The following is a 25,883-nucleotide window of genomic DNA, read 5'->3' as shown; positions in this document are numbered from 1 at the left end:
ACTGAAGCAGCAATACTACAACTTAGCAGCCGGCGTTATTCCTATACTTTACCTTAAACAAATTTTCCTGACCATATGAACAGGTGGTATTTCTGGAAATCCTGGCATCCACATACTAAGTCTATTTACTGGGGCTTAATAGTAATTCTGGGCCTCTTTTTACTTTATTTTACTTACAATTTTTTCGTAAGTCCCGATCAGCTGATTGACTGGCAGAAAATTTCTAACATAGAGAAGGTGAAAGTCCCTACCGAATCATTCAGAGTAGGGCTCTTTGACTTATCCTATGAGTTTGACAATTATGTCATCACCGAAGTGTACCGGGGCAGTGACATACAGATCAGTCAGGCAACCTTTATCATACAGTTGCTTGCTGTCAGCCTGAGTCTAATTCTACTTTTAGTGGTCATCTCCGCGCTGGAAGGGTTCTGGTTCTATTTTGGCGCTTTGGTCTTTACCGGAATTCTGATCAGCTTCAAACTGGAACAGTTACTGCTCTTCGGGCAGGCCGATAAAACGGGGCTGATTATCAGTCTGGCGTTCTATTTACCTTCCTTATATTATTTCAATCAACTTAAGCCTGACTATGGTATCCTGAACAGGTTTCTGAGCTTCGCGCTAATTACATTATTATTTGGTTTGTTGATATTTCTTTTTGCTGAAGTCAGTTCTCCCTTGATGAATCTGGTTAACTATGGACTGGTAGCTCCCCTGATACTCAGCCTGGTTTTCATTCTGCTGCTGGGAAATGTAATGATCAGTTTCTTCCTAAAGATAGTTACACAGGGCAATGCGGTGGGCAACAAAAATTCTTTGTGGCACTTTCTCACCATTTCCATTATTTACCTGGTCAATGTAGGATTGCTTTACGCCAAAAATGCCGGTTATGTCAACTGGGATATATTATATCTCAATGCTTTCCTAATCCTTATCGTGGTAACAATCCTGGGCATCTGGGATTTTAAGGATAGAGAGGTGCAGTATCAGGGTATGATGAGCTTCGCTCCGGTGGGTGCATTGCTTTATATCACATTGGCGATCATTTGTTTCTCAACCCTGGCTTATATCTACGGCACAGCCAACGACCCCCTGCTTGAAACTTTTGAAGATGCGGTGGTCTTTAGCCAGTTGAGTTTTGGTACGCTTTTCATGCTGTATATCATTGCCAATTTCATCAATCCCATGATGCAAAACATGCAGGTATACAAGATCATGTACAAACCTCCTACTTTTCCCTATGGTACTGTCCAGATCGTTGGCCTGATTGGGGTAGTAGCCTTTTTCCTTAATGCCAATATGTTTCCACTTAATCAGGCGATAGCCGGTTATTATAATGGAATAGGGGATGTATATCAGGAACGAGATGATACTTTTGTAGCCGAGCAGTACTACAAACTGGGAGATCAGTATGGTTTCAATAATCACCGCTCAAATTACAGTCTGGGTACTTTGGCAAGGGCTCAAGGGGATCAGTCATTAGCACCTTTTTACTTCAGTGAAGCCCTCAAGAAGAAACCAACCCCTTATGCACAGGTAAATCTGGGTTATGAACTATTGAATAGCGATCAGTTTTTTGATGCGCTCTTCAGTTTTCATCAGGGGCTCAGAAAATTTGAAGCTGATCCCTATCTCTACAACAATCTGGCAGTAACTTATGGTAAGACTTCTCTCCTGGATTCAGCCCTCTACTTTCTTACCCTGGCAGATGAAGCAGCAGTAACCCGTCAGGCGGCAGAAACCAACATCTTAGGACTGATTGCTAAGAATGAATCTTTGCTTTCGTTTGATCTGGATTCACTATTTGAAGAAGTAGTGAGCGACAAATCGTATATGCCCAGTCTGGTCAACACTTTTTTGCTGGCTAATAAGTATGCGGTGGGGAAACAACCGCTGGGTGAGCAGGATTTTCAGTGGGTAGAAGCCCAGGACAGTTTGCTCAACAGTTTTGAGTTTGCCTACCTATTCAACTACGCTTATAACAGACCCCATCAACTTGATAGTTTGCAGCTTAATCAGTTAGAGCGCTTTACTGAGATAGCCAACAACGGAAATTTTTACGAAGCATTATTACTCATTCGTGCCTATGTGCTCTATCAGCAGAACCAGGTGGATGATGCGATGAGGATACTGGACAATTTACAGGCATTGAATCCTTTTCAGCGCGGCTATTACAATAATGTATTAGGCATCTGGGCATTAGAGCAACATGCGCCTCAGGTTGCCAGTCAGTATTTTGATAAAGCAGAGCAATCTCGCTATGAAGATGCGATGTTCAGAAAAGCAATTAGTCTTACCGAGGCTATGCCTATGGAAAGCGGACTTAAAGATAATGCGTTAAAAGTCTGGGATTCTTTGTACCGCTTATCAGAAGAGGGGATAACCGAGCGGAATCCTGTGGTGGAAGATATGAGACAGATCGTAAGCACCACCAGCATGAGCTGGGAAGGAAAAAGTGATGCTTATAAATATAATCTGCTCCGGTATAATTTTCCTGAAGTTAGTGAAGGAGAATTTCGGGAGATATTTTTATCACTTGAAGACCCAAATTATAAAGTATTGATGCTGCATGACTTGTGGATTAAATATCCTGATCATTTACATGATGAGTTGGCAGCGCGAATCAGCACTTTGCTTTCGCAAAATTTGCAGTTAAGTGAACTCGGAGCGCAATATCATCGCTGGCTGAAGGCTTTTGAACAGGAATATGCGCAGGATTGGAAAAACCTTTCTACAATCCTGGATCAATTGCCGGAAATCAGCCGCTGGCATGAGCAACTGAAATGGTATTATCAGGCCAAAATTGCAGCAGTGAATAATCAGACGCTTGCATCTTGGAATGAAAAATTGCTTGGCAATCCATTCTTTGTTAAAGGTTTCCTCTTTGCCATCAGCCAAATGCAATATGAGGATGCACTGGATAAATACAATCTACTGCTGGAAGCGCTGGAATCCAATCCTTATGCTCCTTCACTTCATATGGCATACATTGAAAGTAGCCTGGAGGCAGGTTTAGATAACTATGCGGAGAGTGGCCTGGATGATCTTCGTCCGTTGATGTCATCTTTAGCCTTTCAGGAATATTTGAATAGATATGATTCACTGAAAACTAAGTATACGCCTACCTTTTAAGTTAGGATTGTGTATCTTCCCGCTTTTGATAGCAAATTTACCTTCGTATGAAAATATACACCAAAACCGGTGATCAGGGAGATACTTCATTAATAGGGGGAATACGTGTACCCAAATCTCATGAGCGGGTAGAAGCTTATGGCACAGTAGATGAGTTAAACTCGTTTATAGGGGTGGTAAGGGATATGCCGATCAATCAGAAGCGAAAGAATATTTTTCAGCATATACAGGAAAATCTGTTTGTCATAGGTTCTCTACTGGCAGCTGATCCCGGCAAAAAGCCTAGCTTTTTACCTGATATGCAGGAAAATGATGTTTTAGCCCTGGAACAACAGATTGATGAGATGCAGAGTGAGCTTCCCGAGATGAAACATTTCATCCTTCCCGGAGGTCATCCGGATGTATCCAATTGCCATCTGGCCAGAGCCGTTTGCCGTCGTGCCGAGAGGGGAGTGGTACGGCTAAATGAAAAAGAGGCAATAGATTCGCGTATTATCGTTTATCTGAATCGTCTTTCTGATTATCTCTTCGTTCTGGCCCGTATGATCGGTAAAGAACATCAGGTGGAGGAAATCCCCTGGAAACCCCGAGAAAAATAAACGGCTTACTTGATTTGTGCTTTTCCGTATACTGCATCACGGAACTTCTTATGAAGACTTCCTTGAAAGGGGACTATCTGGACGAAAAACACAGCGGTCAGTTCGTTTTCAGGGTCAACCCAAAATAAAGTACTGGCTGCTCCGTCCCAGAAAAACTCGCCCACTTTACCATGATTTTCTTCAGCGGATTGAGGAGGGCTATGTCGTACCGCGAAGTCAATGCCAAAGCCTACACTTCCTTTGCTGGGCAGCCAGGAGCGATCGGTTACACTATCCGCTAAGTAGTTGGTTGCCATCAGTTGCACAGTTTCAGCTTTGAGAACTCTATTGCCATTAAGTTCACCTTCATTCACCAGCATACGGGCAAAACGCATATAATCATCCAGGGTAGAAGTCAGGCCATATCCACCCGGTGTCAGCGGCCAGGCTTGCGTATTGAAGGCACGGGCTCTTTCATCTGGCACACGATTGACGGTTCCGTCTTCTGCATGTTGATAAAGCGCCGCAAATCTTTCAAGATCATTTTCAGGGACCACATATCGGGTTTCTGCCATGTCCAGCGGGTTGAAAATATGCTCCTCTATGTATTCATCAAATGGCTGACCTGAGATTCGCTCAACCAAAAACGCCTGCACATCCACGGAAGGTCCGTAGGCCCAGCGAGTACCCGGTTGAAACCACAAGGGAATACTCCCAAACTTCTCTGCCATTTGCGATAAAGTATTTTCTCTTTTCATAGGTTCGGCTTCCGCTAATAAAGGACCAACACCAGGATTGTCAGGACTAGTTGCCAGACCTGAAGTATGGCGTGTAAGATCACGAATCGTTAGCTCACGGTCTAACGGCTCCAGCATCATTTCACCGGAGGCGTCTTCACCCGCATACACCTGAAGATTGGCAAACTCGGTAGCGTATTTAGAAACCGGATCATCCAGTTGGAAAGCACCCTCATCGTAAAGTGTCATCAGTGCTACTCCAGTGATGGGTTTGGTCATGGAAAATATCTGTACAATCGTATTGCGCGTCATTGGTGTACCTGCTTCTCGGTCTGACATTCCAATAGCATTGAAGTAAACTTCTTCTCCTTTTTCATAGATCAAGGCAGAAACCCCGGCAATGTTTCCGGTATCAATAAAACTTTGTAGGGTGGAGTCAATACGTGCTTTAGCCACTTCATCTACTATAAAAGATTCCTGAACATCTGATGCACTTTCTTGACTTTCAGGTGTGGAGCAAGTGTAAAAGGCGAGCAATAAGCTACTAAGCAGGTACGTCAGGTATCTATTCATGGAAAGAAGGTATTAATGTTGTTGTGAAAGATAGGAATTTTCAATCAAGAATACATGCAGGGTAAATATATGTTGTAATCGCGTTTATGCTGTGTTTATCTAAACTATATCAACAAGTGTAAAGATTTATTAAGGAAATTAACACATTTTTTACAACTTCGCTGCATGAGCTACCTATCCCTCACTGAGCTAAATAAACTCATCAAGAATGCACTTTCTCAACAGCTGGAACCTTCTTACTGGCTGGTAGCGGAGATAGGAGAAATCCGCCTTACCCAAAAGGGTCACTGCTATCTGGAATTGATAGAGAAAGATGATCAGTATTTATTATCCAAGACCAGGGCTACGATCTGGAGCTATACCTATCGCAACCTGAGTGGCTGGTTTGAGGCAATTACCGGTGAATCACTAAAAGCAGGAATGAATATCCTCTGTCAGGTTGAAGTTTCCTACCATGAACTCTATGGTTTAAGTCTGAATATCAAGGATATAGACGCAAAGTTTACTTTGGGAGAAAGAGCAAGGAAGAAACAGGAAGTAATTGACCGTCTGGCAGAAGAAGGAGTGCTGGAGATGAACAAAAGCTTGCCGCTTCCATTAGTGCCGCAAAAGATTGCTGTGATTAGTTCACCTACTGCAGCTGGCCTGGGTGACTTTCTTGATCAGCTGGCTAAGAATCGTTATCATTATCGCTTTGACATCAGGCTATTCAAAGCATTGATGCAGGGTAATCAGGCCGAAGAAAGTATTGTAAGTGCAATGATGGAAGTTTTTCAAAAGTTAGAAGATGATGCGCATGCCTTTGATGTGCTGGTCATCATCAGGGGAGGAGGCGCTCAGGTGGATCTGGATTGCTTTGATACCTACAGCATAGCTGCCCATATTGCTCAGTTTCCTTTGCCAGTCATTACCGGCATAGGTCACGAACGAGATGAGACAGTAGCTGATCTGGTATCCCACACCCGCATGAAAACGCCAACTGCGGTAGCAGAATTTCTGATCAACGGAGCCCTTAGCTTTGATGAAAAGCTAGAGACTCATTGGTACAACATTTCACAAAAGGCACAGTATAGTCTGAAAGAAAATGGTCATACCCTTGATTATCTAGCTAATGCTTTAAAGTTTGCTGCGAACCGAATAATGCAAAACGAACATCATCAGTTGAAACAGGCTGAGCAAAGCCTGAAATACTACAGTAAGCAACAGATGAAACAAGAACACGAAAAACTTAAAATTCTGCGAAAAAGTCTTCAATCAAGTTCACAAAAGAGATTGGAACGCATTGGTGAAAAGTTAAACCATTACCAAAAATTTCTCAGTGCCTCCGATCCTGAATATATCTTCAAGAGGGGCTTCACTTATACCTCAGTAAATGGTAAGCCCCTGACAAAGACCAAAGAACTGAAAGAGGGAGATCATTTGGAAACCATAAGTTATCAGCACATTTTGCAAAGCCGAGTTGAAAGTATTAAGACCAGAAAAAATAATGAGTCCCAAAAAGAAAAGTAAAGAACTGACTTATCAGGAAGCCCTTGATGAATTAGAAACTATAGTGAATGAAGTGGAAAGTGATGGTATGGATGTAGACGTCCTCTCGGAAAGGATAGAGCGCGCCTTATCCCTGATTAACTATTGCCGCTCCAGGCTTCATGATACTGAGAATAAAATTCAAAAGGCATTTGAAAATGATGACACTGATGATAATGAAGTATGAATGCGCAGCAGTTTCTGGGGCTTGAATTTATCTACTGGACAATTATCTGCTGCATTGTAGCTGTGATTTATTTTTTTATGTGGCCCAGACCACCCCATCATGGGAGCAGAAGTAAATGGCAACACATTGTACTGCGGTATTTTCATGCTTTAGTCTGGCTTTTTTTGATGCTTTCCAGTTTGCTAAGAGCGATTTCCGTTGAAAGAGCTATGTTGATCACTTCAAGTATTTTGGTATACATCGCATTGGTTACCTATCTTATATTTATCAGCACTTTTTTAGCAGAAAAATTCAGGTTATCTAAAGATGGAAACTAGTTCTTAATTCAGGTCTTGCTTAGAAATAACTTCCGAGGCCAACCAAAACATTCCTAAAAAGTTAAGAAGGAGTAAACCAATCATTTTTTAATCAAAAACAAAATTCATGAAACTTAGCTATTATGGACATTCCTGCTTCTCAGTAGAAATTAAGGGAAAAAAAATTCTCTTTGATCCCTTCATTACGCCTAACGAACTGGCCAAAGATATAAATGTAGAAGCAGTGGAAGCCGATTACATTTTAGTGAGTCACGGACACCAGGATCACCTGGCTGATGCTTTAGATATCGCCAAGCGGACCCAGGCATCAATTGTCTCAAACTTTGAAATCGTGACCTGGTTTGGAGGGCAGGGCATTGAAAATACCATCCCCATGAATCATGGGGGAGTGGTAGATCTTGAAGTATGCAAAGTGAAATACGTAAATGCAATTCACTCATCCTCTTTTCCGGATGGTTCATACGCTGGTAATCCCGGTGGTTATGTCGTGATGTCTGATGAGATCAATTTCTACTATGCCGGTGATACCGCACTGACTTTGGATATGCAGCTAATTCCCCGCTATACCAAATTAGACCTGGCTATATTACCTATAGGTGACTGCCTTACGATGGGCATTGAGGATGCCATCACCTGCTGTGATTTTATCCAATGTGATAAAGTGATGGGCGTACACTACGATACTTTCCCCAATATCAAAATTGATCATCAGGGAGCCATAGAAATCTTCAAAAAGGCTGGAAAAGAACTGCATCTGCCTGATATAGGTAAGTCAGTTGATTTTTAAGCAGCTTAGCGTGTCATTAAACAATAAAGAAGAACGGCTTTAGCTGAAGCCGTTCTTTATTGTATCAGTACTATGAAGAAAAAAAGCCATAAAGTATACGATATTTACGGACAGGCCCTCTACGACTATTTTCAGCATGGCGAAGCTGACAAGTTAATTCTCCACACCAGTTATGAAAGGGTAGAAGAAATGCCGGTAGATTGGTTTTTCCGTGATGAAGAAGACTTTCCCCCTTTGGAAATGAAAGCATTGGAGGCTTGCCAGGGCAAAATACTGGATATAGGCGCTGGAGTGGGTAGTCATGCCGTTTATCTTCATGAGATGGGTAAAGAAGTGCATTGCCTGGATCAATCGCCTTTGTGCGTAGCAATTATGAAAGCTCGGGGGTTGAAGCCTGTTTATCAGCAATCCCTCTGGGAGTCTCTTCCTCATCGCTATGATACGCTGCTTATGCTCATGAACGGTATCGGTATCGTAGGAAAAATTGAGGGTTTGCGTAAGTTTCTACAAATGGCAAATTCCCTATTGTTATCCGATGGTCAAATCATTTTTGATTCCAGCGATTTATCTTATCTGTATACGGATATCAGGCAATCCTATAATCCCTATAAAGGAGAGATCAGCTATCAATACGAATACAAAGGGATGAAAGATCAGTGGTTTTCCTGGTTATATGTAGATCCTGTCACTATGCAAAAAATAGCTGAAGAAGAAGGCTGGAGTATGCGCATTTTGGCTGAAGACCATAATGATCAATACTTAGGAAAACTCAAGAAATTATAAGTAATATTTGTTGAGCAAAGAAAATCTTACTTCCTGCAAATTTACCCTTCCCTATTCCCCTGAATTATTTAAAGTATATTTTCCTGACATAAGCAAGCCTGCTGAATTTGAGCATATAATCAAGCATGTATTCATACTTTATCTGATTCAAAGGAGTATATGATTAATTCAAATAAATTATTAGGAGAACCTCAAAGGTTAGAAGCTGTTAAAAGGTATAAAATCCTTGATACCCCACCGGAGAAAGAGTTTGATGAATTGGTTAAATTGGCTTCAATGATCTGCAATGCGCCTATTTCACTGATATCCCTGCTAGAAAAAGAAAGACAGTGGTTTAAGGCTAAGGTAGGCGTACATATCACTGAAACTCCTATAGAGCTTTCTTTCTGCTCTCATGCTATTCAATCTGATGATGTACTGATTGTCAACGATGCACGTGAGGACGTACGTTTTGCAAACAATCCGTTTGTAGTTAATAAACCTAATATTCGTTTTTATGCCGGCATGCCTTTGATTACTCCTGATGGCTTTCGCCTCGGTACATTGTGTGTTATTGATACCGTTCCTCGTACATTAAGTGAGGACCAGATATTTAGTTTACAGGTGCTCGGTCGTCAGGTGATACAGCAACTTGAACTTAAACTTCATGTGCGGGATTTGACAAAATCAATAGGAAAAATACATAGGCAAAACAAAGAGCTTAATAGACTAAATCAGGTAAGTAATAAGTTAATATCTATCATCTCTCATGATCTCCGGAGTCCCCTAACCAGCCTGAAAGGTTTCCTGGAGCTATTCAATGAAAAGCAAATCAGCCCTAAGGAAAGTATTGACTTTAGCAGGGGTATATCAAAACTACTGGATTCTTCCTTGAATCTGATGGAAAACCTGATCCAATGGGGAGTGACGCAGATAGAGGAAAATAGAATGATCGTCCAGCCATTGAGGCTGGATACCATTTTAAATGAAACGATCCACCATCAGGAGTATAATACCGCCCAGAAAAACAATAACATTATCAATCATATTTCCCAGCCTTATCAACTATTAGGCGATGCAGATATGATTCGGTTTATGATACGAAACCTTCTACAGAATGCCAACAAGTTTACCCAGAGTGGAACGATTGAGATTAGTGTTTCTCAAACTGAAGATTTTCACCAGATAAACATCAAGGATAATGGGGTAGGAATGAAAGGAGATCTATTGCACAAACTCTTTCATTGGGATGAAAGAGTAAGTCTGCCGGGCTCTAAGGGCGAGAAAGGAGCTGGCCTGGGCCTGTTGATTTGTAAAGAATTTGCCGAAAAGCATGGCGGTTCACTGAAGGTGGAAAGCACCTATCAAAAAGGTAGTATTTTTAGCTTTACCATCTATAAGTATTTGTAGTTTACCAGCCTTTGAATATTTTGTTTTTTTTAGTTTTTAGCATCTCTTTTTCTACAATTTGAGTGAATTGCCTTATATTCAGGCCTCACTAAATAAAACCTAACATTCTAATAATGATGCATAGCTACAAACCTGAATGGGGCGGAAGAGGAGTGGTTTTTTTACTTTTCCTCACGCTTATTTTTAGTACTGATCTGAGTGCTCAACGAAGAAACCGTACGCAGGCTAACACCCTTTCTTATGATACCGCACTTTATAATGGTCTTGAATGGCGATCTATAGGACCTTACAGAGGCGGACGTTCTGCTACAGTCACCGGAGTCCCCGATCATCCCAACCTTTATTACTTTGGTGCCACCGGAGGAGGAGTATGGAGAACCGAAGATGCCGGACAAACCTGGGAAAACATTACCGATGGCTATTTTGGAGGCTCTATTGGTGCCGTTGCCGTTAGTGAATACGATAACAACGTGATTTATGTAGGAGGGGGCGAAAAGACCGTCAGAGGTAACGTCTCTTTTGGTTATGGTGTATGGAAATCTACTGATGCCGGCAAGACCTGGAAGAATATCGGCCTCAACGAAACCCGACAAATCGGTAGAATCAGGATTCATCCTCAGAATCCGGACATCGTATACGTGGCGGCAATGGGAAATCTCTTCGCGCCTAATGAGCAGAGAGGGGTATTCCGCTCTACCGATGGAGGAGAAACCTGGGAAAAGGTGCTTTATGCCAATGATAATGCCGGTGCGGTTGATCTGGTATTTGATCCCAACAATCCCCGTATCATGTATGCCAGTACCTGGAGAATCAGACGTACGCCTTACAGCCTGGAGAGTGGTGGAGAAGGCTCCGCACTCTGGAAAAGTACCGATGCCGGGGATACCTGGACCGAAATCTCTGACAATGAAGGAATGCCCGAGGGTACACTGGGCATCATAGGAGTAAGCGTATCTCCGGTAAACTCCGAAAGAGTCTATGCCATCATAGAAGCCGATAATGGAGGCGTTTTTCGTTCTGATGATGCCGGTAAAACCTGGACAAAAACCAATGAAGACCGAAGCCTGCGACAGAGAGCCTGGTATTATACACGTATCTATGCCGATACCGAGGATGAAGATATTGTGTATGTACTCAATGTAAGCTACCACAAGTCCAAAGATGGGGGCAAAACCTTTGAATCCTATAACGCACCGCATGGCGACCATCATGATCTGTGGATAGCACCGGAAGATAACCAGCGGATGGTCATCGCCGATGATGGTGGGGCACAGGTGAGTAATGACGGAGGGGCTAACTGGACTACCTACCACAACCAGCCTACCGCCCAGTTCTACCGTGTCACCACCGACGATCATTTTCCTTACCGTATCTATGGTGCGCAGCAGGATAATTCTACCTTACGCATATTGCACCGTAGTGATGACTACAGCATCAACGAAAATCACTGGGAAGAAACTGCCGGAGGAGAAAGTGCCCACCTGGCCGTTGACCCTGAGAACAATGATATCGTTTACGGCGGTAGTTACGGAGGCTTTTTGTCTCGCGTTAACCATGATAATAACCAGATCAGACTGATCAATGTATGGCCCGATAACCCTATGGGCTATGGCGCCAAGACATTGAAGTACCGCTTCCAGTGGAATTATCCCATCTTCTTCTCGCCGCACAATCCCAATAAGATGTATACGGCATCCAATCATCTACATGTAACTACCGATGAAGGACAAAGCTGGGAAGAGATCAGTCCTGACCTTACCCGCAACGATACTACCAAACTTGGTTCTTCAGGTGGACCCATTACCAAGGATAATACCAGTGTGGAATACTATGCTACTATTTTTGCTGCCATAGAATCACCTTATGAGGAAGGTTTGCTCTGGACTGGATCGGATGACGGACTGATCCATATCAGCAGAGATGGAGGAGACAACTGGGAGAACGTTACCCCTCCCGGTATGCCGGAGTGGATGATGATCAACAGCATAGAGGCAGATCCTTTTACCGAAGGGGGCGCTTATGTAGCCGGTACCCGCTATAAATTAGGTGACTTTCAGCCTTATCTGTACAAGACCAAAGACTATGGCAAGAGCTGGGAGCTGATTGTGAATGGTATTGATGCTGAACATTTTACCCGGGTGGTACGAGCAGACCCTAAACGCCAGGGATTATTGTATGCCGGTACGGAAACCGGTATGTACATCTCTTTTGATGATGGTGCCAGCTGGTCTTCTTTCCAGCTTAACCTGCCCATTGTACCCATCACTGATCTGGCAGTAAAGGAAAATAACCTGATAGCGGCTACGCAGGGACGCAGCTTTTGGCTTATAGATGATCTTACGCCGCTGCATCAACTCAATGAGCAGGTTGCCAGCAGCGAAGCTTATCTTTATAAGCCGATGGACAGCTACCTGATGGATGGCGGACAGCGAGGCGACTCGCCTACTGAGGGAACCAACCATCCGGGAGGAGTAATGATCCATTATTACCTCAAAAATGAAGTAGATACCACCACTACCGTAAGTCTCAGAATCAAAGAGAACAATGGTAAGCTGATCAAAGAATATAGTACAGCCTTAAGCGAGGATGAAAAAGACCTAAGCAAAGGTAAGCTGGAAGCTGAGCAGGGTTTCAACACTTTCAATTGGGATATGCGCTATCCTGATGCCAAAAGCTTTGAGGGGATGATCCTTTGGGGTGGGGGAATGAATGGTCCCAAGGCGCTGCCCGGCACCTATCAGGTGGAATTGGCGGTGAACGATCAGGTGGTGGAACAGAATTTTAAAATTCTGGCCGATCCCCGCTGGACATCCAGCCAGGCAGACCTGCAGGCACAGTTTGATTTCCTGATGTCGGTGCGGGATAAGCTGACCGAAACCCATCAGACCATTGAAGATATCCGCAACATCAGGGAGCAGATGAATACGGTAGTAGAAAGGGTGAAAGGAAAGGAAAACATGCAGGAGATCGTGGATAAAGCCAAGGCGATAGACGAGCAGATTACACTGATAGAGAAGGAACTCTATCAGACCAAGAACAGAAGTAATCAGGACCCACTCAATTTCCCGATCAAACTGAATAATAAGCTGGCCAACGTAGGCTCACAGGTAGGTTACGGACATTTCCGTCCTACACAGCAGTCCATTGCGTTTAAGAATGAGATTACCCAGGAGATAGATGAGCAGTTACAGCAGTTCCAAAAGGTAGTCAATCAGGAAGTACCGGAGTTTAACCGCATGGTACAGGAGAAAAACGTAAGTGCGGTAAGCCTTAAAGACGAAGCCTCTCCCGTAAATCCTTAGCCATAAGGTTTCTTAGGAATATCAAATAAATCTTAACCATCGTATGGTCTGTATTCCCCAGGCAGTGCGATGGTTTTTTTATACGCTTTATCGCTTACTAAGCTTACCACAATGATCGCCCCTGAGAAGATATTTTCTTCTCCTCCGGAATTTGACTTACTCTCATCAAGCTTACGAATTGATAGCAATACGAACATCAATTATCGTTTGGTGAACCCTGATGTTCTTCCATTTTCAAATGAAAAGCACAGCCTTTATACCTCCCATCAATTAATTATTGCAGATATCAATTTATTTTGATATCATTATGATATCATTTTTCTATATTGATGATGTGCAATGCTGGAAGACGTAACCGGATGGATATTGAGCAGATGCATTTACCCATCAGCATCCCTATATGACCTTTAACAACAAATAATCAACCCATGAAACAGGAAAAAGAAGTATCAGCCCTCTCAGGTTATGTTATGGCAGTCGTAGCCTTCGTTCTGGTATGTGTAATACTACTGGCTGCGGCCATCACCAAAAATCCATTATGGATTGCGCTATCAATTGTAACTATAGCTTTCTTTCTCAGAGGCTTTTTTATGGTCAATCCCAATGAATCCAGGGTACTGGTACTCTTTGGCGACTATGTAGGAACGGTTAAAAAGAATGGATTTTTCTGGACCAACCCCTTTTATACCCGTCAGAAGATCTCATTAAGGGCGCGTAATTTTGATAGTGAAAGGGTGAAAGTGAATGATAAACTGGGTAACCCGATAATGATCAGCGTGATACTGGTGTGGAGAGTACAGGATACCTATAAAGCGGCTTTTGAAGTGGATGTTTTTGAGAATTTTGTGAAGGTGCAGTCGGATGCGGCGGTAAGGAAACTGGCTTATTCTTATCCTTATGATAACTTTAATGAGGAGGATGAGATTACTTTGGTATCGGGGGTAGATGAGGTAAATGAAGCACTTGAAAACCAACTCTCTGACCGGCTGAAAATGGCAGGTATACATGTGATTGAAGCCCGCATCGGTTATCTGGCCTACTCCTCAGAGATTGCCAGCGCCATGCTCCGTCGTCAGCAGGCTACTGCTATCGTAGCGGCAAGGGAGAAAATCGTGGAAGGTGCAGTGAGTATGGTGGAAATGGCTTTGGAAGAGTTAGCCCAGAAGCAGATCATTGAACTGGATGAAGATAAAAAGGCTTCTATGGTGAGCAATCTGATGGTAGTGCTCTGCGCGGATAAAGATGTATCCCCGGTGGTGAATACCGGAACCTTGTATCAATAATTATTAGATTTTTTTATGGCCAAGAAAAAGCCATTTGTGTTACGTGTGAGTCCGGAAATGATGGAAGCGGTAGAAAAGTGGGCCTCTGACGAGTTCAGAAGTGTAAACGGTCAGCTGGAGTGGATCATTGACCGGGCCTTGAAGGAAGCAGGCCGTAATCCGAAAAAAGAAAAGGGAGATAAAGGGGATAAATAGATCTGTCACCCCGAACAAAGCTATCCTGACGACAGGCGGTAGCCAAATGTCAGGATCTCAGGGTGGCAGATCTGCTGTGAAATAGCTACTTTACCGTTTTACCCAGGGCTTCCAGGTACTGGGGATGGTCTTTCAGGGCCAGCCTGGCGACATACATAAACTCACTCATCCATTTGTCCAGCTCGCGGGAAAACTGATCACGTCTCTGCGTAGCTTCCTGCGCGTGAGAGCGGTTTAGCGCCTGCTGCACTCTGTAGTCCTCAATGGCCTCAATCATGGCGATGGTTTGATCTACCTCACTCCGTGTGATATTGAATTGCTTGAGGATGTCGGCCGCCCTGTCATAGTGATAATAAAAGGCTTTTACCTGTCCCAGCCATTCGGGCAGCGATACCTTGCGAGGGCCTTCAATCTTGAGCAGGTCCCAAAGGTCTTTGTGAGACTCCAGCGCTACCCTGGCTACCCTCAGGTGCTTCACATAGCGACCATGCACCTCCTGACGTGCTTCTTTGATACTCTGGGTAGCTTTTTTCTGTCCGCCCAGGTGCTCCGAGTAGAGTGTATCCCACTTCTGTACCTCGCCCAGCAGATGCTCCGCTACGCCCAGTTTACCCTCATCATAGCCGTAGCCCAGCATGGATAGCTGAATGTCCGCATGCTGGCGGGCAGCTTCCAGAGTGGTCTGTACCCAGCTCTTCTTGTACTCCTTCTTGTTTCTAATCATACGATTATAGTATCTGTTTATAAAGCTGTATTGGCTTTTATGGCGGGCATAAAGGCAGGGGTAGGATACTGAAAACTGTTTGCCAGCCACCATTGCAGCATTGAGCGACCGCTCAACGAGATAAAATTAAGGAGATAAATATTATTAAAATAATAAATAATATAAATAAAATAACTTTACTCTTTTGCGTTCCTCAACTTCTTACATGATGGGCCTGGAGGATATAAACACACTTTATTATTTTGGAGGAAAGACAGATGAGTGCTTATATATTACATGTACGGCCCAATAAGTTGTAGATGAGTACTCATCTATTACATGTGCGCCCGGAAAACTTACGGATGAGTACTTATCTATTACATGAACGCCCGAATAATTAGCATATGAGTGCTTATCTATAAGTTGTAGCGTCAAACAAAGTATATATAAGCCCTTATCTATGCGTTGAACGGTCAAATAAAGTATATATCAGCACTTATCTGTTAGCTGAACCCTCATACAAACCATTGATAAGCCCTTATCCATGTTCCGAAAGATGAAACGAACTACAAATAAGCACCTATCTATTCGTCATAACGGCAAACGGACTTGTGAAAAGGCTCTTTCTGTGTGGGGAGGTGGGGGAAAAGGGGTAGGGTGTCTACAAGCGATCATTGAACACTTAGATAAGGTGTTTAGATAAAGCTATTTAATTTTACATCTATTGTTGTAAAAATATAAAAACGTTATATTAGAAACTAGTATATGGTGAGTAAGAGCACTTAAATAAATACAGTTGAAAAATAAAAATAACAGTAACAGCCAAAGTATTCAAACTCTAATCACATTGAATGAGTCAAAACAGTTATAAATTCAAAAGAAATATTGACATTGGTAGCCTTGATGCCGAAAACGATCGGTTTCTTATTGCAGCGTTCGTTGACAAGAATGATCTCACGTTGTTAAGTGACATGAGTAATCCAAAGAGTATTCTAATTGGTAGAACTGGGTCTGGAAAATCCGCTTTAATTAAATATTTAGAAAAAAATGAGCAATACATAAAAAGAATTGACCCTGAAAGTATTTCACTCCGACATTTGAGTAACTCTGATATAATTCAGTATTTTAAAAAATTAAATGTAAAACTTGATCTTTTTTATAAAGTCCTTTGGAAGCATGTTTTTATAGTTGAACTGATCAAATTATATTATGATAACAACATTGATAAGTCAAAAAGCATAATAGATTGGCTTAAAAATCAACTTCCAAACAAAGCAAAGCAGAGTTCATTAGATTATCTTGAAAAATGGGAGGACAAATTTTGGGAGAATACAGAATATCGAATAAAAGAGATGGAAACTTCCTTAGAAAATCGTTTTAAAGGAGAGTTGGGTGGCCAAGTTGATATTAAAGAGCTATTTAAAGTACTTGGTAAAGTTGACAAAGAATCTAAAGATTCCAATACTATAAAATATGAAGTAATCAATAAGGCTCAAAAGGTAGTTAACGAATCTCAGATTGAACATATCAATAATATTTTGGACATTATGGAAACCAAAATGTTCATTAAATCTCAGAAGAAATTTTTCATTATTATTGATGATTTGGATAAGGAATGGGTCTCTAATACAATTGTTTATGATTTGCTGAAAGCACTCATTGAGACTATAAAAGATTTAAGTCGTATTAGCAATTTCAAGATTGTAATAGCACTAAGAACGAACATTCATAAAAAAATATTAAAGTCAAACTTGGTTAGAGGTGTCCAACGCGAAAAGTATAATCATTTGTATCTTGATATAAAATGGTCAGAATCAGAACTGATGCAACTTCTTAACAATAGATTAAGAGAACTTATGAGGGGAACATATACAAGTGATAGCCCAACCGTTGAAGATGTTTTACCTGAAGCAAAAAGTCACAGCAAAAAACAAATTTCTGGTTTCGACTATCTGGTGCAAAGAACATTTATGCGTCCAAGAGATGTAATTGACTTTTTTAATAAATGTATCAAGCATGCTGATGGTAAAACACGTATTTCTAGAGAAATATTGCGTTTAGCTGAAGATGAATACTCTCATGAAAGGTTACGTGCACTTAATGATGAGTGGATTGAAAATTATGGCAACTTATTTTGTTTATATGGTTTTTTAAAAGGAAAAAAAGATGGTTTTAAAAGAGATGAGATAGTCGTAGTAGCAGAAGAGTATTTTGTTGAAATTATTGGTAATGACGAAATCAAAAATTTAAATGATGAATTACAATCATTTTTTAACAATTATGGTAATGATTTTGAAGCAATAAAGCTTTTAAACAAGGTGCTAATCACACTTTATGAAACTGGTCTTCTAGGAATTAAAATAGGACCAGAAACCAAAACAGAATATATCTATGAATCTTATACTGCAATTGAATCAAGTGACCTTACACCTGTATCAAAATTCTACGTACACCCAATGTTTAAAAAAGCTCTAAGAATAAAATAGCAAGAAACAAATTATTATATGGTGCATGTCTCAAATTTCTTGTTTAAAAATTAACCCTCTCTAGCTTCAGTATGCTACTTAAGCTTATGGATCAAGTCAAGTTTTTAAACTTGACAGTAGCAGTAGGCTTAAGTTCACATAAACTTAAGCCAGTAACGGTATAAATTTGAAAACTTGTACTACGCTTATTAACCTTCATCAGTGTCACTCGTCAGAGGACACTGATTACTACTAGAGATCTCAGAGTTCCCGCATCGGCGGCCGCTTACAGGCAACTCTGAGGATAATTGCTTTGAAAAGCGGGGTAAAGGAAGTAACTTATATGAGGTGTATAAATTACTGCTTTATGAGGAACGCCAGAACCCTAATACTCACACTATTTTGTTTCGTTCCTGTCACTACCTATGCTCAGACGCTTCAGCCATATTCCGGTAATTTTTGGGGAGGGGAAGGTTTACCCGCTAAAAATGGAGTGGTAGACGTAAGCGAGTTTACCCATATTGACGTGGTGCGGGGTACTCCTTATCTCCACGATGAATTTATTATAGGTATCGTGTACTACAACGGTTTTACCGAAGTTTCTCAATTACCTCTCCGCTTCAATATTCTTACAGCTGAATTTGAAGTCGTGAAAAATGACTCTATTTATATATTTGCCGAACCCGAGCAGATTGACCGGATACTATTGAAGGGTGAGGTATTTACCTATATAGCAGAAAGTACAGCCCATGACCTGGGGGGATTTGTGAAAATGTGGGATTTTGAGCTTCCTACGATCGTCACCAGGATGAACAGGTACATAGAAGAACTGCCCAATATTCCAAACCCTCATAAGTTGTATGATTACAAAAATCCGGTTTATGTTCTTTCTATGCGGGATGAGCATTACGTGATGAAGTCAGACAAAGAAGTCATCCAATTAAAAGGGATCAAACGTGGCGCCGATCTAAGCCTGCTGGCGGCTGAAGTTTCATCACAGTCTGCAAAGTAAAAGTACTACCGGAAGAAAATAGCAGTTAATCCACCCTCAGTGTCACCCCCAATGGAATTGCCACAATGGAATTGCCCCGATGGAATAGTTGCCATAGGACACGGATTGTTACTATTAAGCTCAGCGTTCCCGCATCGGGAGTCGCCACTCCGGGAGTCGCCACTCCGGCGGCTGCTTGCAGGTTAGTCTGAGGAGGAGTAACAATTATAGGTAATCACCATAAGGCTTGTTTTATTTAAGCATATGAATTGAGAAAAGATGAAAGCTAAACCAGACAATCATGCAATTCACCTGATCTTTCTATTAATTGTTTTCCTGTTCAGTGTCACAGGTTTTTGGAATATTTATTTTGGTGCTGATGCAAACCCAACTGTATACCACCATCTGCATGTTGTTACAACCTTTTCCTGGTTAATCGTATTATTGGTACAATTGCGATATATTTCAGGGAAAAAGTATCATCAGCATAAAAAAATAGGGGCGTTTATCTTTGTATTAGGCCCCTTAGTTATTGCCACCCTGATATTGCTATCCGTGCACTCTGCTTCTAAAGCTGCGGCGAGGGGGGAAGCTGATCCTCTGGTCATTCAAAATATTTTTCCAGCATTGGAAGTTGGCATTCTTATCTTACTGGGGTTTTTATTTAGAAAAAACAGAAAGCTGCATGGTCATTTACTGTTGAGTAGTACGCTCTTATTTCTGGGAATCGCAATGTTCTTTACCTTGATTAGTTTTGTGCCTCAATATAAGATTGAGGGACCGGAAACCTTTTACCGTTTTGAAAGTGCAGCTATTATAGCTACAACAATATGCGTGGCTTTAGGATTACTGTTATTTTTTATGCAATGGAGGTCAGGCTGGCCGTGGCTTCTGGTAAGTGCCTTATTCTTCGTTAACGCTTTTACTACCAACCTGATTGCTGAAGCTGAGCAAACCAAGTTATTAACGGCATTTATCGGCTCAATCAATGAGTATGCAGCGTTTTTTATGACATTTACTGTGTTTTTATTGATGTTATATCTTTCATTTAAATTGAATATTCCAGATGGCAAACGCTTTAGAATTGGTCTTAGATTAAAACATAAAAACTAACAATTGTGATACCTCCCGGATGTAAAAGACTGCTATAATCGTCCTCACAGGATTGCCACAATGATGGTCGCTTAACGCTAAGTCTGCACAAGTTAAAAGGACTGTGGTAATGCTTATTCACGAGCTATGCATTGTGCTATTCATAGGAAAATATTATATTCAACACAATACATAGTAAGTATCATCCCTTAAAAATTCGGCTTGCTTTTGTAATGATGTTTTAGCCAATCCGCTCTTTATATGAAACCGCAATTGTTAGCGCTTTGCCTTCTGTTTCTTATCCTGACATCCTGCAGTGAGGATGAACCCAATCCGGAACAGCTCAAGGCGGAAGAACATCTCAATGAAGTGCTGGACATCATGCAGACCAATTCTCTCAGGAGGAATGAGATAGACTGGACAGACTTTAGAAATCAGGTGTTGACAAGAATCAACGGTATTGCATCTATGTCAGACATTTACCCGGGAATATCCACGGCGCTGACTTTACTGGAAGATAATCATAGTTCTTATGCAAAGCCTGATGGAGGTTTTATTTATGGAGAGCGGACCATTGGTTGTGAATTTCCCAACATCTCTGAACCCAGCCTTCCTCAACATATTGGGTATGTAAAAGTAAGCGGATATAGTGGTGCGTCAAATGACGCGGAAGGTCTTAGCTATGCGCAGGGCTTGCGAGATCAGATTAAAAGTGATGATAGCCCGGAGATCATGGGCTGGATCGTGGACCTCCGCAGTATGGGTGGCGGTAATATGTGGCCGATGATTGCGGGGCTAGGGCCAATTCTGGGAGAAGGCACCGCCGGCTATTTCATTGATCCTGATGGTTTGGAGTCCTCCTGGGGTTTTCAGAATAATGCTTCAGTTTATAACGGAAATAAAGTAACCAGCCTGAGTAGTTATGCCTTAGAAGTTCCTGATCCCAAAGTAGCGGTATTGCTGAACAATGGCGTATCCAGTTCGGGTGAGGTAGTCGCCATAAGCTTTATCGGAAGAGCCAATACCAGAAGTTTTGGACAGACAACCTGTGGCCTTTCTACGGCAAATTCTACTTATAACCTTAGTGACAACGCTACACTCTATCTTACTACTGCTTATCTGGCTGACAGAAACAAAAAGACTTATGGTATGCCTGTTGAACCAGACCTTATAGTTGAAGATGGTGATATTATTCAGGAAGCTATAATGTGGATTGAAAATGACTGATGATTTGTATCATTGTACAGTAGCGCTTCAGCAGGCAATATTCTTTGCGTCAGTATTGGAATGCATTTGTAAGCCTATCTTTTATAACCAAACCTTAATCAATGAAACAAAAACAAAACCTCGTGTCTTTCTTGTTCCTCGCTTTGATCGCTTTTCAATGTCGGGAAAGTGCCGAGCAGACCTATGAGGAAGGACTACCTACCGAAGTAGTAGAGAGCATAGAAAAACGTATAGCGGAAGACATTACGCCCAGCATTGCCATTGCACTCATTGACTCCTCAGGCGTGCAGTACTATAATTTTGGTAAAACCGAGGAAGCTGGTAAACCGGTAGATGAAAACTCTATCTACGAAATAGGCTCTATCTCTAAGGTATTTACCGGAATATTACTGGCGCAGCAGGTGCTGGATGGAGCAATAAACCTGGATGATGATATCAGCACATTGCTCCCCGATAGCATCAGCGTTCCTACCATGGGCGAGGATGTCATTACCTTCGGTCATCTTACTGATCACACTTCCGGTCTGCCCCGTATGCCGGATAATTTTACTCCTGCCAATCCCCAAAACCCTTTTGCTGACTACACGGTGGAGCAGATATATACGTTCATCTCTACGTATGAACCCGTACGGGCTGTTGGTGCGGAATACGAATATTCCAACTTCGCGCAGGGACTATTAGGACATCTGCTGGCAGAGAATCAAAATACTACTTATGAGGATTTGATGGTACAGACCATTGCCGAACCCCTGGAAATGAACGACACCCGAATTAATTTCACCCAAAGTATGAAAGATCATCTGGCATTAGGCCATAGTGGCAACAAGGTGGTGGAAAGTTGGGATATACCCACACTTGCCGGGGCAGGAGGGATCAGAAGTTCATCTTCAGATATGGCTAAATTTATTTCTGCTAATCTGGGTTTCGTCAATACGCCCTTGTATGAAGCCATGGAAATGACGCATAAGCCCCGGCATAGCAAAGCCAATGGCATGTCAGTAGGTATGGGATGGCATATTAAGCTGGGAGAGCAGGGGGATGTCATCTGGCATAATGGCGGCACTGGCGGATACCGGACGTTTGTGGGCTTTGTCAAGGAAACGGGCAAAGGGGTGGTCCTGCTTACCAATTCAGCTACCTCTTCAGATGATATAGGCTTTCATTTACTGGACAGCGGTTCACCATTAACAGAGGTACAAGGCAAAAGTGATGCGGTGGAAGTCCCGGAAGCTACGCTTGAAAAATATGTAGGGGTGTATGAATTGCAGCCCGAATTCAAAATCACCATTACCAGAGAAGGTGAGCAGTTGTACGGGCAGGCCACCGCGCAACAGAGGTTTGAAATGTATCCTGAGAGCGATACTGCTTTCTTTCTGACAGTAGTTGAAGCCAGGATTACTTTCAAGGTAGAACAAGACAGTGTAAAAAGCCTCACCCTCTTTCAGGCAGGGCAGGAATTGTTGGGTAAAAAGGTTGAGTAACTAATATCCTCGGTTTGTGTCTCCACAAACCGGAAATGTACCGTAAAATAAATTTAGGGGTAGATCTGCCAAGCCTGAACCGGTTTCAGGGTGGCAGATCTTCTATGTTAAAAGTGAGTCAATATATACCCTCATGACCAAGCTAAAATCAAAACAAATCCTCAGAATCGTATTGCTGCTAGGCACCATAGCCTCTATGTTCTTTGTGCCATGGCCAATATTATGGGCCTGGATACTGCCTCTACCGGATACGGTGCAGGAACAGGTCAATGAAGCCCTTGACCATGGCTTTGAAGGTGTGATTGTATACGTGGATCAGGCAGGCAAGCCCCCGGAGTTTTATGCTGCCGGCTGGCATGAGCGAGAAAATAAAATACCTGCCAATCCTAATGCCTTATTCAAGATCGCCAGCATCGGCAAATTGTACGAAGCAGTAGCCATCACCAAACTGCTTAGTGACCAACGCTTGTCGCTGGACAAAACCCTGGCTGATTACTTTCCTGAACTGGTGGGAAGGATTGAAAATGCGGAAGGCATCACCCTGCGCATGCTGGTACAGCACAGAAGTGGAATTCCTAATTTTACCAACACCCCTAACTTCTGGACAGACCCACCCAAAAACAGTCAGGAAACCCTTGCGCGTGTGCTGGATCTTCCCGCCCGCTTTGCACCCGATGATGATTATGAATATTCTAACACCAATTATCTGCTGATTTCCATGCTCGTGGAGAAGGCGAGTGGCATGAGCAATTCCCAATACATTAAAGAAGCGATTTTGAATCCTCTCGGACTGCATCATACTTTCGGTTCCATACATGAAGTAAATATGGATGATTTAATGGGTGGCTATTATGTGGGTGTGGAAGAAGATATCAAGACCACTGATTATGGCTCCATGGTCGCGAGTGCGGAAGATGTAGGTATATTCCTGCGGGCACTCAACGATGGTTCACTGTTTGAGGAAGGTGAGCAGGAAATCTACTCCTCTATCTATGTATACGAGCATACCGGCCTGATTCCCGGCTACCAAAGTATCGCCCAATATCATCAGGACATAGATACGGTGGTTATCCTATTTATGAATACCACTGATTTTGACGGATACCACTGGAACCTATCAGAGATCGTCTATAATCGGATTGTAAAAATACTGAGAAAGGGGATAAGTTAACAAGAAGACAAACATGCTACGTGCATGACCGCTTCACGACAGTTTGACAAGAAAATAATTTTTGTTTACTTAAGTTTAGTGCAATTAAAGAATGTAATAAAATGAAAATCATTCATATAGCAATTCTGATGTTATGGTCTTTTGATGCTCTGAGTTGTTCATGTGGAAATGAATTATCAGTAAAAGAAGCATTTAATACACAGGAACTCATAGTAAGGGGAGAGGTGATTGGTAAAGAATTGATTGAGATTGATTCGTCAGGAAATATTTCCATTCAAGATAATATCAACTTTAATCAATATCAATTTATCAGATATGAATTAGCCATACAGGAAGTTTATAAAGGAGAATTCAGTCAGGATACAATTAGTGTGTATTCATCAGTAACAGGCGCTTCTTGTGGATACTTTTTCCATACAGATAGGGAATACTTAATCTATGGCAGAGGAGAGGAGATGCTTTACAGGAATGACTCCCTTCAATTTCCTTCTGGTAAAAACTTAATATGGACACACATGTGTACGAAGACCAAACCTTATGAAAAAAAGGAAGCCAGAATATTGAGAAGTTTATCAAAAAAGAGGTAACTATTTTTCCTTTTTCATCACCACTCTCAGTCTAGAGCTGATGCCCTTGACTTCACCAAATCTTAGTGACATCATTCTAGTTTACTTTTATTTCGGAGGTTTATATAAAATAATGATTTGAATAAGGACCGCCATTACTACCAGAAATATAATTTCTATTTGCGTAAATAGTTCTATGGTGTCCATCGTTCTCTGGCTAAAATCCATCTGCCTTTTTCCTTCTTTGAGCTGAATTTTAGACAAATCATAGAGGTTTTCTTTCAGCGTGATGATCTGATTCATCATGCTTTCCTCATTCTCAAAACCTGAAGCCATATATTCAGCTTCAATATCAGCCAGCCTTTCTATATTCTCCTTAAAACGATCAAAGATTATACCTTCCTCCTGTGTGATTTTTGTCTCTTCGTATCTCGCAATAATCGCTTCTATCTTATTATTGATCTGCCTGCTTTGTTGCTGGAAAAATACGGAATCTGATTTCAGCAGCGCGATTTGCTTGTCTTGAATCAGCGATGTCATTTCGTATATCAAGTCATTGACAATCAGCCGGTCTTCATAAATGGTGACTATGGATTGTCTTAAGCGGTTAAAATTATCTCTATCTATCAGATTGGTGGTCAGTACAATGATAAAAACCAACAGTATACTCAAAACCCATTTAATTTTATTGTATAATTTCATCCAGATTAGTGTTGTTGTGTAATTTCATTTTCACTAAATATACAATATATAAGGATGCATGCCAGAAGTTTGGCAACAACCCATTGGCCAATGAACTTAACAATGGCTATTCCAGGCATAAAGAAATTTGATAGTACTTACTGCTCCAATCCTGGCCTAGACGATAAGCCCCTAACACGAGTTAAATGAATATTTTCAACTTTAAAAAGCGAAATCTGGCCACTGGCCCTCATTTACTAGGGTTAATTATAATCATGGCAGGGTTATTTGCGTTAGCAAGTCCGTTATTTTTTAAAATTGAAAGTTCTGAGGAGAGGGTATTAGGTGTAGGAATAGGAGCCATAAGCATCGGACTGGTTATTGTATCATCCTACAGTGGAACGCTGATAGATTTTAACAAAAAAAAATTCAAGGAATATACCTCTATTTGTGGGTTTAAGTTAGGTGAATGGACATCACTTCCTGTAATTTCTACCGTAAAGCTAATTTCAATCAGTCTTATGCGTACCAATAAACCAAATGGAATCAGTCCCACTTTGTCAGGAAAAGTAACTGATTTCAAGACAGTGTTGTATTCCAATACTTCTCAACCTGTATTATCACTTGTCTATTCAAAAAGAGATAAGAGCATGTTTAAATTTTGAAAAGAGCAGGTCAGGACGTAAACTTTGGGTCAACCAAAACTCAAAAGTTTATGC

22 protein-coding genes are annotated in these 25,883 nt (G+C 41.7%); 18 read left to right on the top strand and 4 right to left on the bottom strand.

The window, feature by feature from the left end; genetic code table 11:
- The first annotated feature begins 75 nt into the window (after positions 1-75).
- Together WJR50_RS28655 and WJR50_RS28650 are read left to right on the top strand one after the other, a co-directional pair.
- Positions 76-3,129, top strand: a complete 3,054-nt coding sequence (locus tag WJR50_RS28655; protein WP_341296760.1) for a tetratricopeptide repeat protein — start codon at positions 76-78, stop codon at positions 3,127-3,129.
- Between the two features lie 47 nt (positions 3,130-3,176).
- Positions 3,177-3,728: a cob(I)yrinic acid a,c-diamide adenosyltransferase gene (locus WJR50_RS28650; protein ID WP_341296759.1), complete on the top strand. Its 552-nt coding sequence runs from the start codon at positions 3,177-3,179 to the stop codon at positions 3,726-3,728.
- Positions 3,729-3,733: 5 nt separating this feature from the next.
- On the opposite strand, the gene WJR50_RS28645 is transcribed toward WJR50_RS28650, so the two are convergent.
- Entirely contained in the window at positions 3,734-5,017 is a 1,284-nt protein-coding gene (locus WJR50_RS28645; RefSeq protein WP_341296758.1) for a serine hydrolase domain-containing protein, read from the bottom strand.
- 165 nt (positions 5,018-5,182) lie between these two features.
- On the opposite strand from WJR50_RS28645, the gene xseA reads away from it, so the two are divergent.
- The 6 genes from xseA (at position 5,183) to WJR50_RS28615 (ending at position 13,309) form a co-directional block, all read left to right on the top strand.
- Positions 5,183-6,526, top strand: a complete 1,344-nt coding sequence (xseA, locus tag WJR50_RS28640; RefSeq protein ID WP_341296757.1) for an exodeoxyribonuclease VII large subunit — start codon at positions 5,183-5,185, stop codon at positions 6,524-6,526.
- On the top strand, positions 6,504-6,731 hold the full coding sequence (gene xseB, locus WJR50_RS28635; RefSeq protein WP_341296756.1) for an exodeoxyribonuclease VII small subunit: 228 nt from the start codon (positions 6,504-6,506) through the stop codon (positions 6,729-6,731). Before xseA ends, xseB begins: the two co-directional genes overlap by 23 nt.
- A gap of 423 nt (positions 6,732-7,154) precedes the next feature.
- Positions 7,155-7,835: a metal-dependent hydrolase gene (locus WJR50_RS28630; protein ID WP_341296755.1), complete on the top strand. Its 681-nt coding sequence runs from the start codon at positions 7,155-7,157 to the stop codon at positions 7,833-7,835.
- A gap of 72 nt (positions 7,836-7,907) precedes the next feature.
- Entirely contained in the window at positions 7,908-8,618 is a 711-nt protein-coding gene (locus WJR50_RS28625; protein ID WP_341296754.1) for a class I SAM-dependent methyltransferase, read from the top strand.
- 159 nt (positions 8,619-8,777) lie between these two features.
- Complete coding sequence (locus tag WJR50_RS28620) at positions 8,778-10,007, top strand: GAF domain-containing sensor histidine kinase (RefSeq protein ID WP_341296753.1); 1,230 nt, start codon at positions 8,778-8,780, stop codon at positions 10,005-10,007.
- Positions 10,008-10,120: 113 nt separating this feature from the next.
- On the top strand, positions 10,121-13,309 hold the full coding sequence (locus WJR50_RS28615) for a VPS10 domain-containing protein (RefSeq protein WP_341296752.1): 3,189 nt from the start codon (positions 10,121-10,123) through the stop codon (positions 13,307-13,309).
- A gap of 32 nt (positions 13,310-13,341) precedes the next feature.
- Here the strand turns inward: WJR50_RS28615 and WJR50_RS28610 are convergent, their stop codons facing one another.
- Positions 13,342-13,506 carry a hypothetical protein gene (locus WJR50_RS28610; protein WP_341296751.1) on the bottom strand — a complete coding sequence of 55 codons (165 nt, stop codon included), beginning with the start codon at positions 13,504-13,506 and terminating at the stop codon, positions 13,342-13,344.
- A gap of 231 nt (positions 13,507-13,737) precedes the next feature.
- Between WJR50_RS28610 and WJR50_RS28605 the strand changes: the two genes are divergently transcribed.
- Both WJR50_RS28605 and WJR50_RS28600 read left to right on the top strand, forming a co-directional pair.
- Positions 13,738-14,592 (top strand): SPFH domain-containing protein, encoded by an 855-nt coding sequence (locus tag WJR50_RS28605; RefSeq protein ID WP_341296750.1) that lies wholly within the window; start codon positions 13,738-13,740, stop codon positions 14,590-14,592.
- Positions 14,593-14,607: 15 nt separating this feature from the next.
- Complete coding sequence (locus WJR50_RS28600) at positions 14,608-14,787, top strand: type II toxin-antitoxin system antitoxin (RefSeq protein WP_341296749.1); 180 nt, start codon at positions 14,608-14,610, stop codon at positions 14,785-14,787.
- Positions 14,788-14,872: 85 nt separating this feature from the next.
- On the opposite strand, the gene WJR50_RS28595 is transcribed toward WJR50_RS28600, so the two are convergent.
- Positions 14,873-15,511, bottom strand: a complete 639-nt coding sequence (locus tag WJR50_RS28595) for a PQLLE family protein (protein ID WP_341296748.1) — start codon at positions 15,509-15,511, stop codon at positions 14,873-14,875.
- A gap of 830 nt (positions 15,512-16,341) precedes the next feature.
- On the opposite strand from WJR50_RS28595, the gene WJR50_RS28590 reads away from it, so the two are divergent.
- The 7 genes from WJR50_RS28590 (at position 16,342) to WJR50_RS28560 (ending at position 24,504) form a co-directional block, all read left to right on the top strand.
- Positions 16,342-17,976 (top strand): P-loop ATPase, Sll1717 family, encoded by a 1,635-nt coding sequence (locus WJR50_RS28590; RefSeq protein WP_341296747.1) that lies wholly within the window; start codon positions 16,342-16,344, stop codon positions 17,974-17,976.
- A 346-nt stretch (positions 17,977-18,322) separates the two neighbouring features.
- Complete coding sequence (locus tag WJR50_RS28585) at positions 18,323-18,967, top strand: hypothetical protein (RefSeq protein WP_341296746.1); 645 nt, start codon at positions 18,323-18,325, stop codon at positions 18,965-18,967.
- Positions 18,968-19,225: 258 nt separating this feature from the next.
- Positions 19,226-20,059, top strand: coding sequence for a hypothetical protein (locus tag WJR50_RS28580; protein WP_341296745.1), 834 nt, complete (start codon positions 19,226-19,228; stop codon positions 20,057-20,059).
- A 240-nt stretch (positions 20,060-20,299) separates the two neighbouring features.
- Entirely contained in the window at positions 20,300-21,265 is a 966-nt protein-coding gene (locus WJR50_RS28575; protein WP_341296744.1) for a S41 family peptidase, read from the top strand.
- Positions 21,266-21,366: 101 nt separating this feature from the next.
- Positions 21,367-22,746: a serine hydrolase gene (locus WJR50_RS28570; RefSeq protein ID WP_341296743.1), complete on the top strand. Its 1,380-nt coding sequence runs from the start codon at positions 21,367-21,369 to the stop codon at positions 22,744-22,746.
- 133 nt (positions 22,747-22,879) lie between these two features.
- Positions 22,880-23,917, top strand: coding sequence for a serine hydrolase domain-containing protein (locus WJR50_RS28565; protein ID WP_341296742.1), 1,038 nt, complete (start codon positions 22,880-22,882; stop codon positions 23,915-23,917).
- A 101-nt stretch (positions 23,918-24,018) separates the two neighbouring features.
- Positions 24,019-24,504 carry a hypothetical protein gene (locus WJR50_RS28560; RefSeq protein WP_341296741.1) on the top strand — a complete coding sequence of 162 codons (486 nt, stop codon included), beginning with the start codon at positions 24,019-24,021 and terminating at the stop codon, positions 24,502-24,504.
- A gap of 87 nt (positions 24,505-24,591) precedes the next feature.
- Here WJR50_RS28560 and WJR50_RS28555 read toward each other — a convergent pair whose 3' ends face one another.
- Positions 24,592-25,155 (bottom strand): MCP four helix bundle domain-containing protein, encoded by a 564-nt coding sequence (locus WJR50_RS28555; RefSeq protein ID WP_341296740.1) that lies wholly within the window; start codon positions 25,153-25,155, stop codon positions 24,592-24,594.
- Between the two features lie 215 nt (positions 25,156-25,370).
- On the opposite strand from WJR50_RS28555, the gene WJR50_RS28550 reads away from it, so the two are divergent.
- Positions 25,371-25,829: a hypothetical protein gene (locus WJR50_RS28550; RefSeq protein ID WP_341296739.1), complete on the top strand. Its 459-nt coding sequence runs from the start codon at positions 25,371-25,373 to the stop codon at positions 25,827-25,829.
- Positions 25,830-25,883: the final 54 nt, after the last annotated feature.

The sequence above is a fragment of the Catalinimonas locisalis genome, assembly GCF_038039535.1.
GTDB lineage: Bacteria > Bacteroidota > Bacteroidia > Cytophagales > Cyclobacteriaceae > Catalinimonas.
Note: the sequence above shows the minus strand (reverse complement) of the source record. Positions and strands in the feature narration are given on the sequence as shown.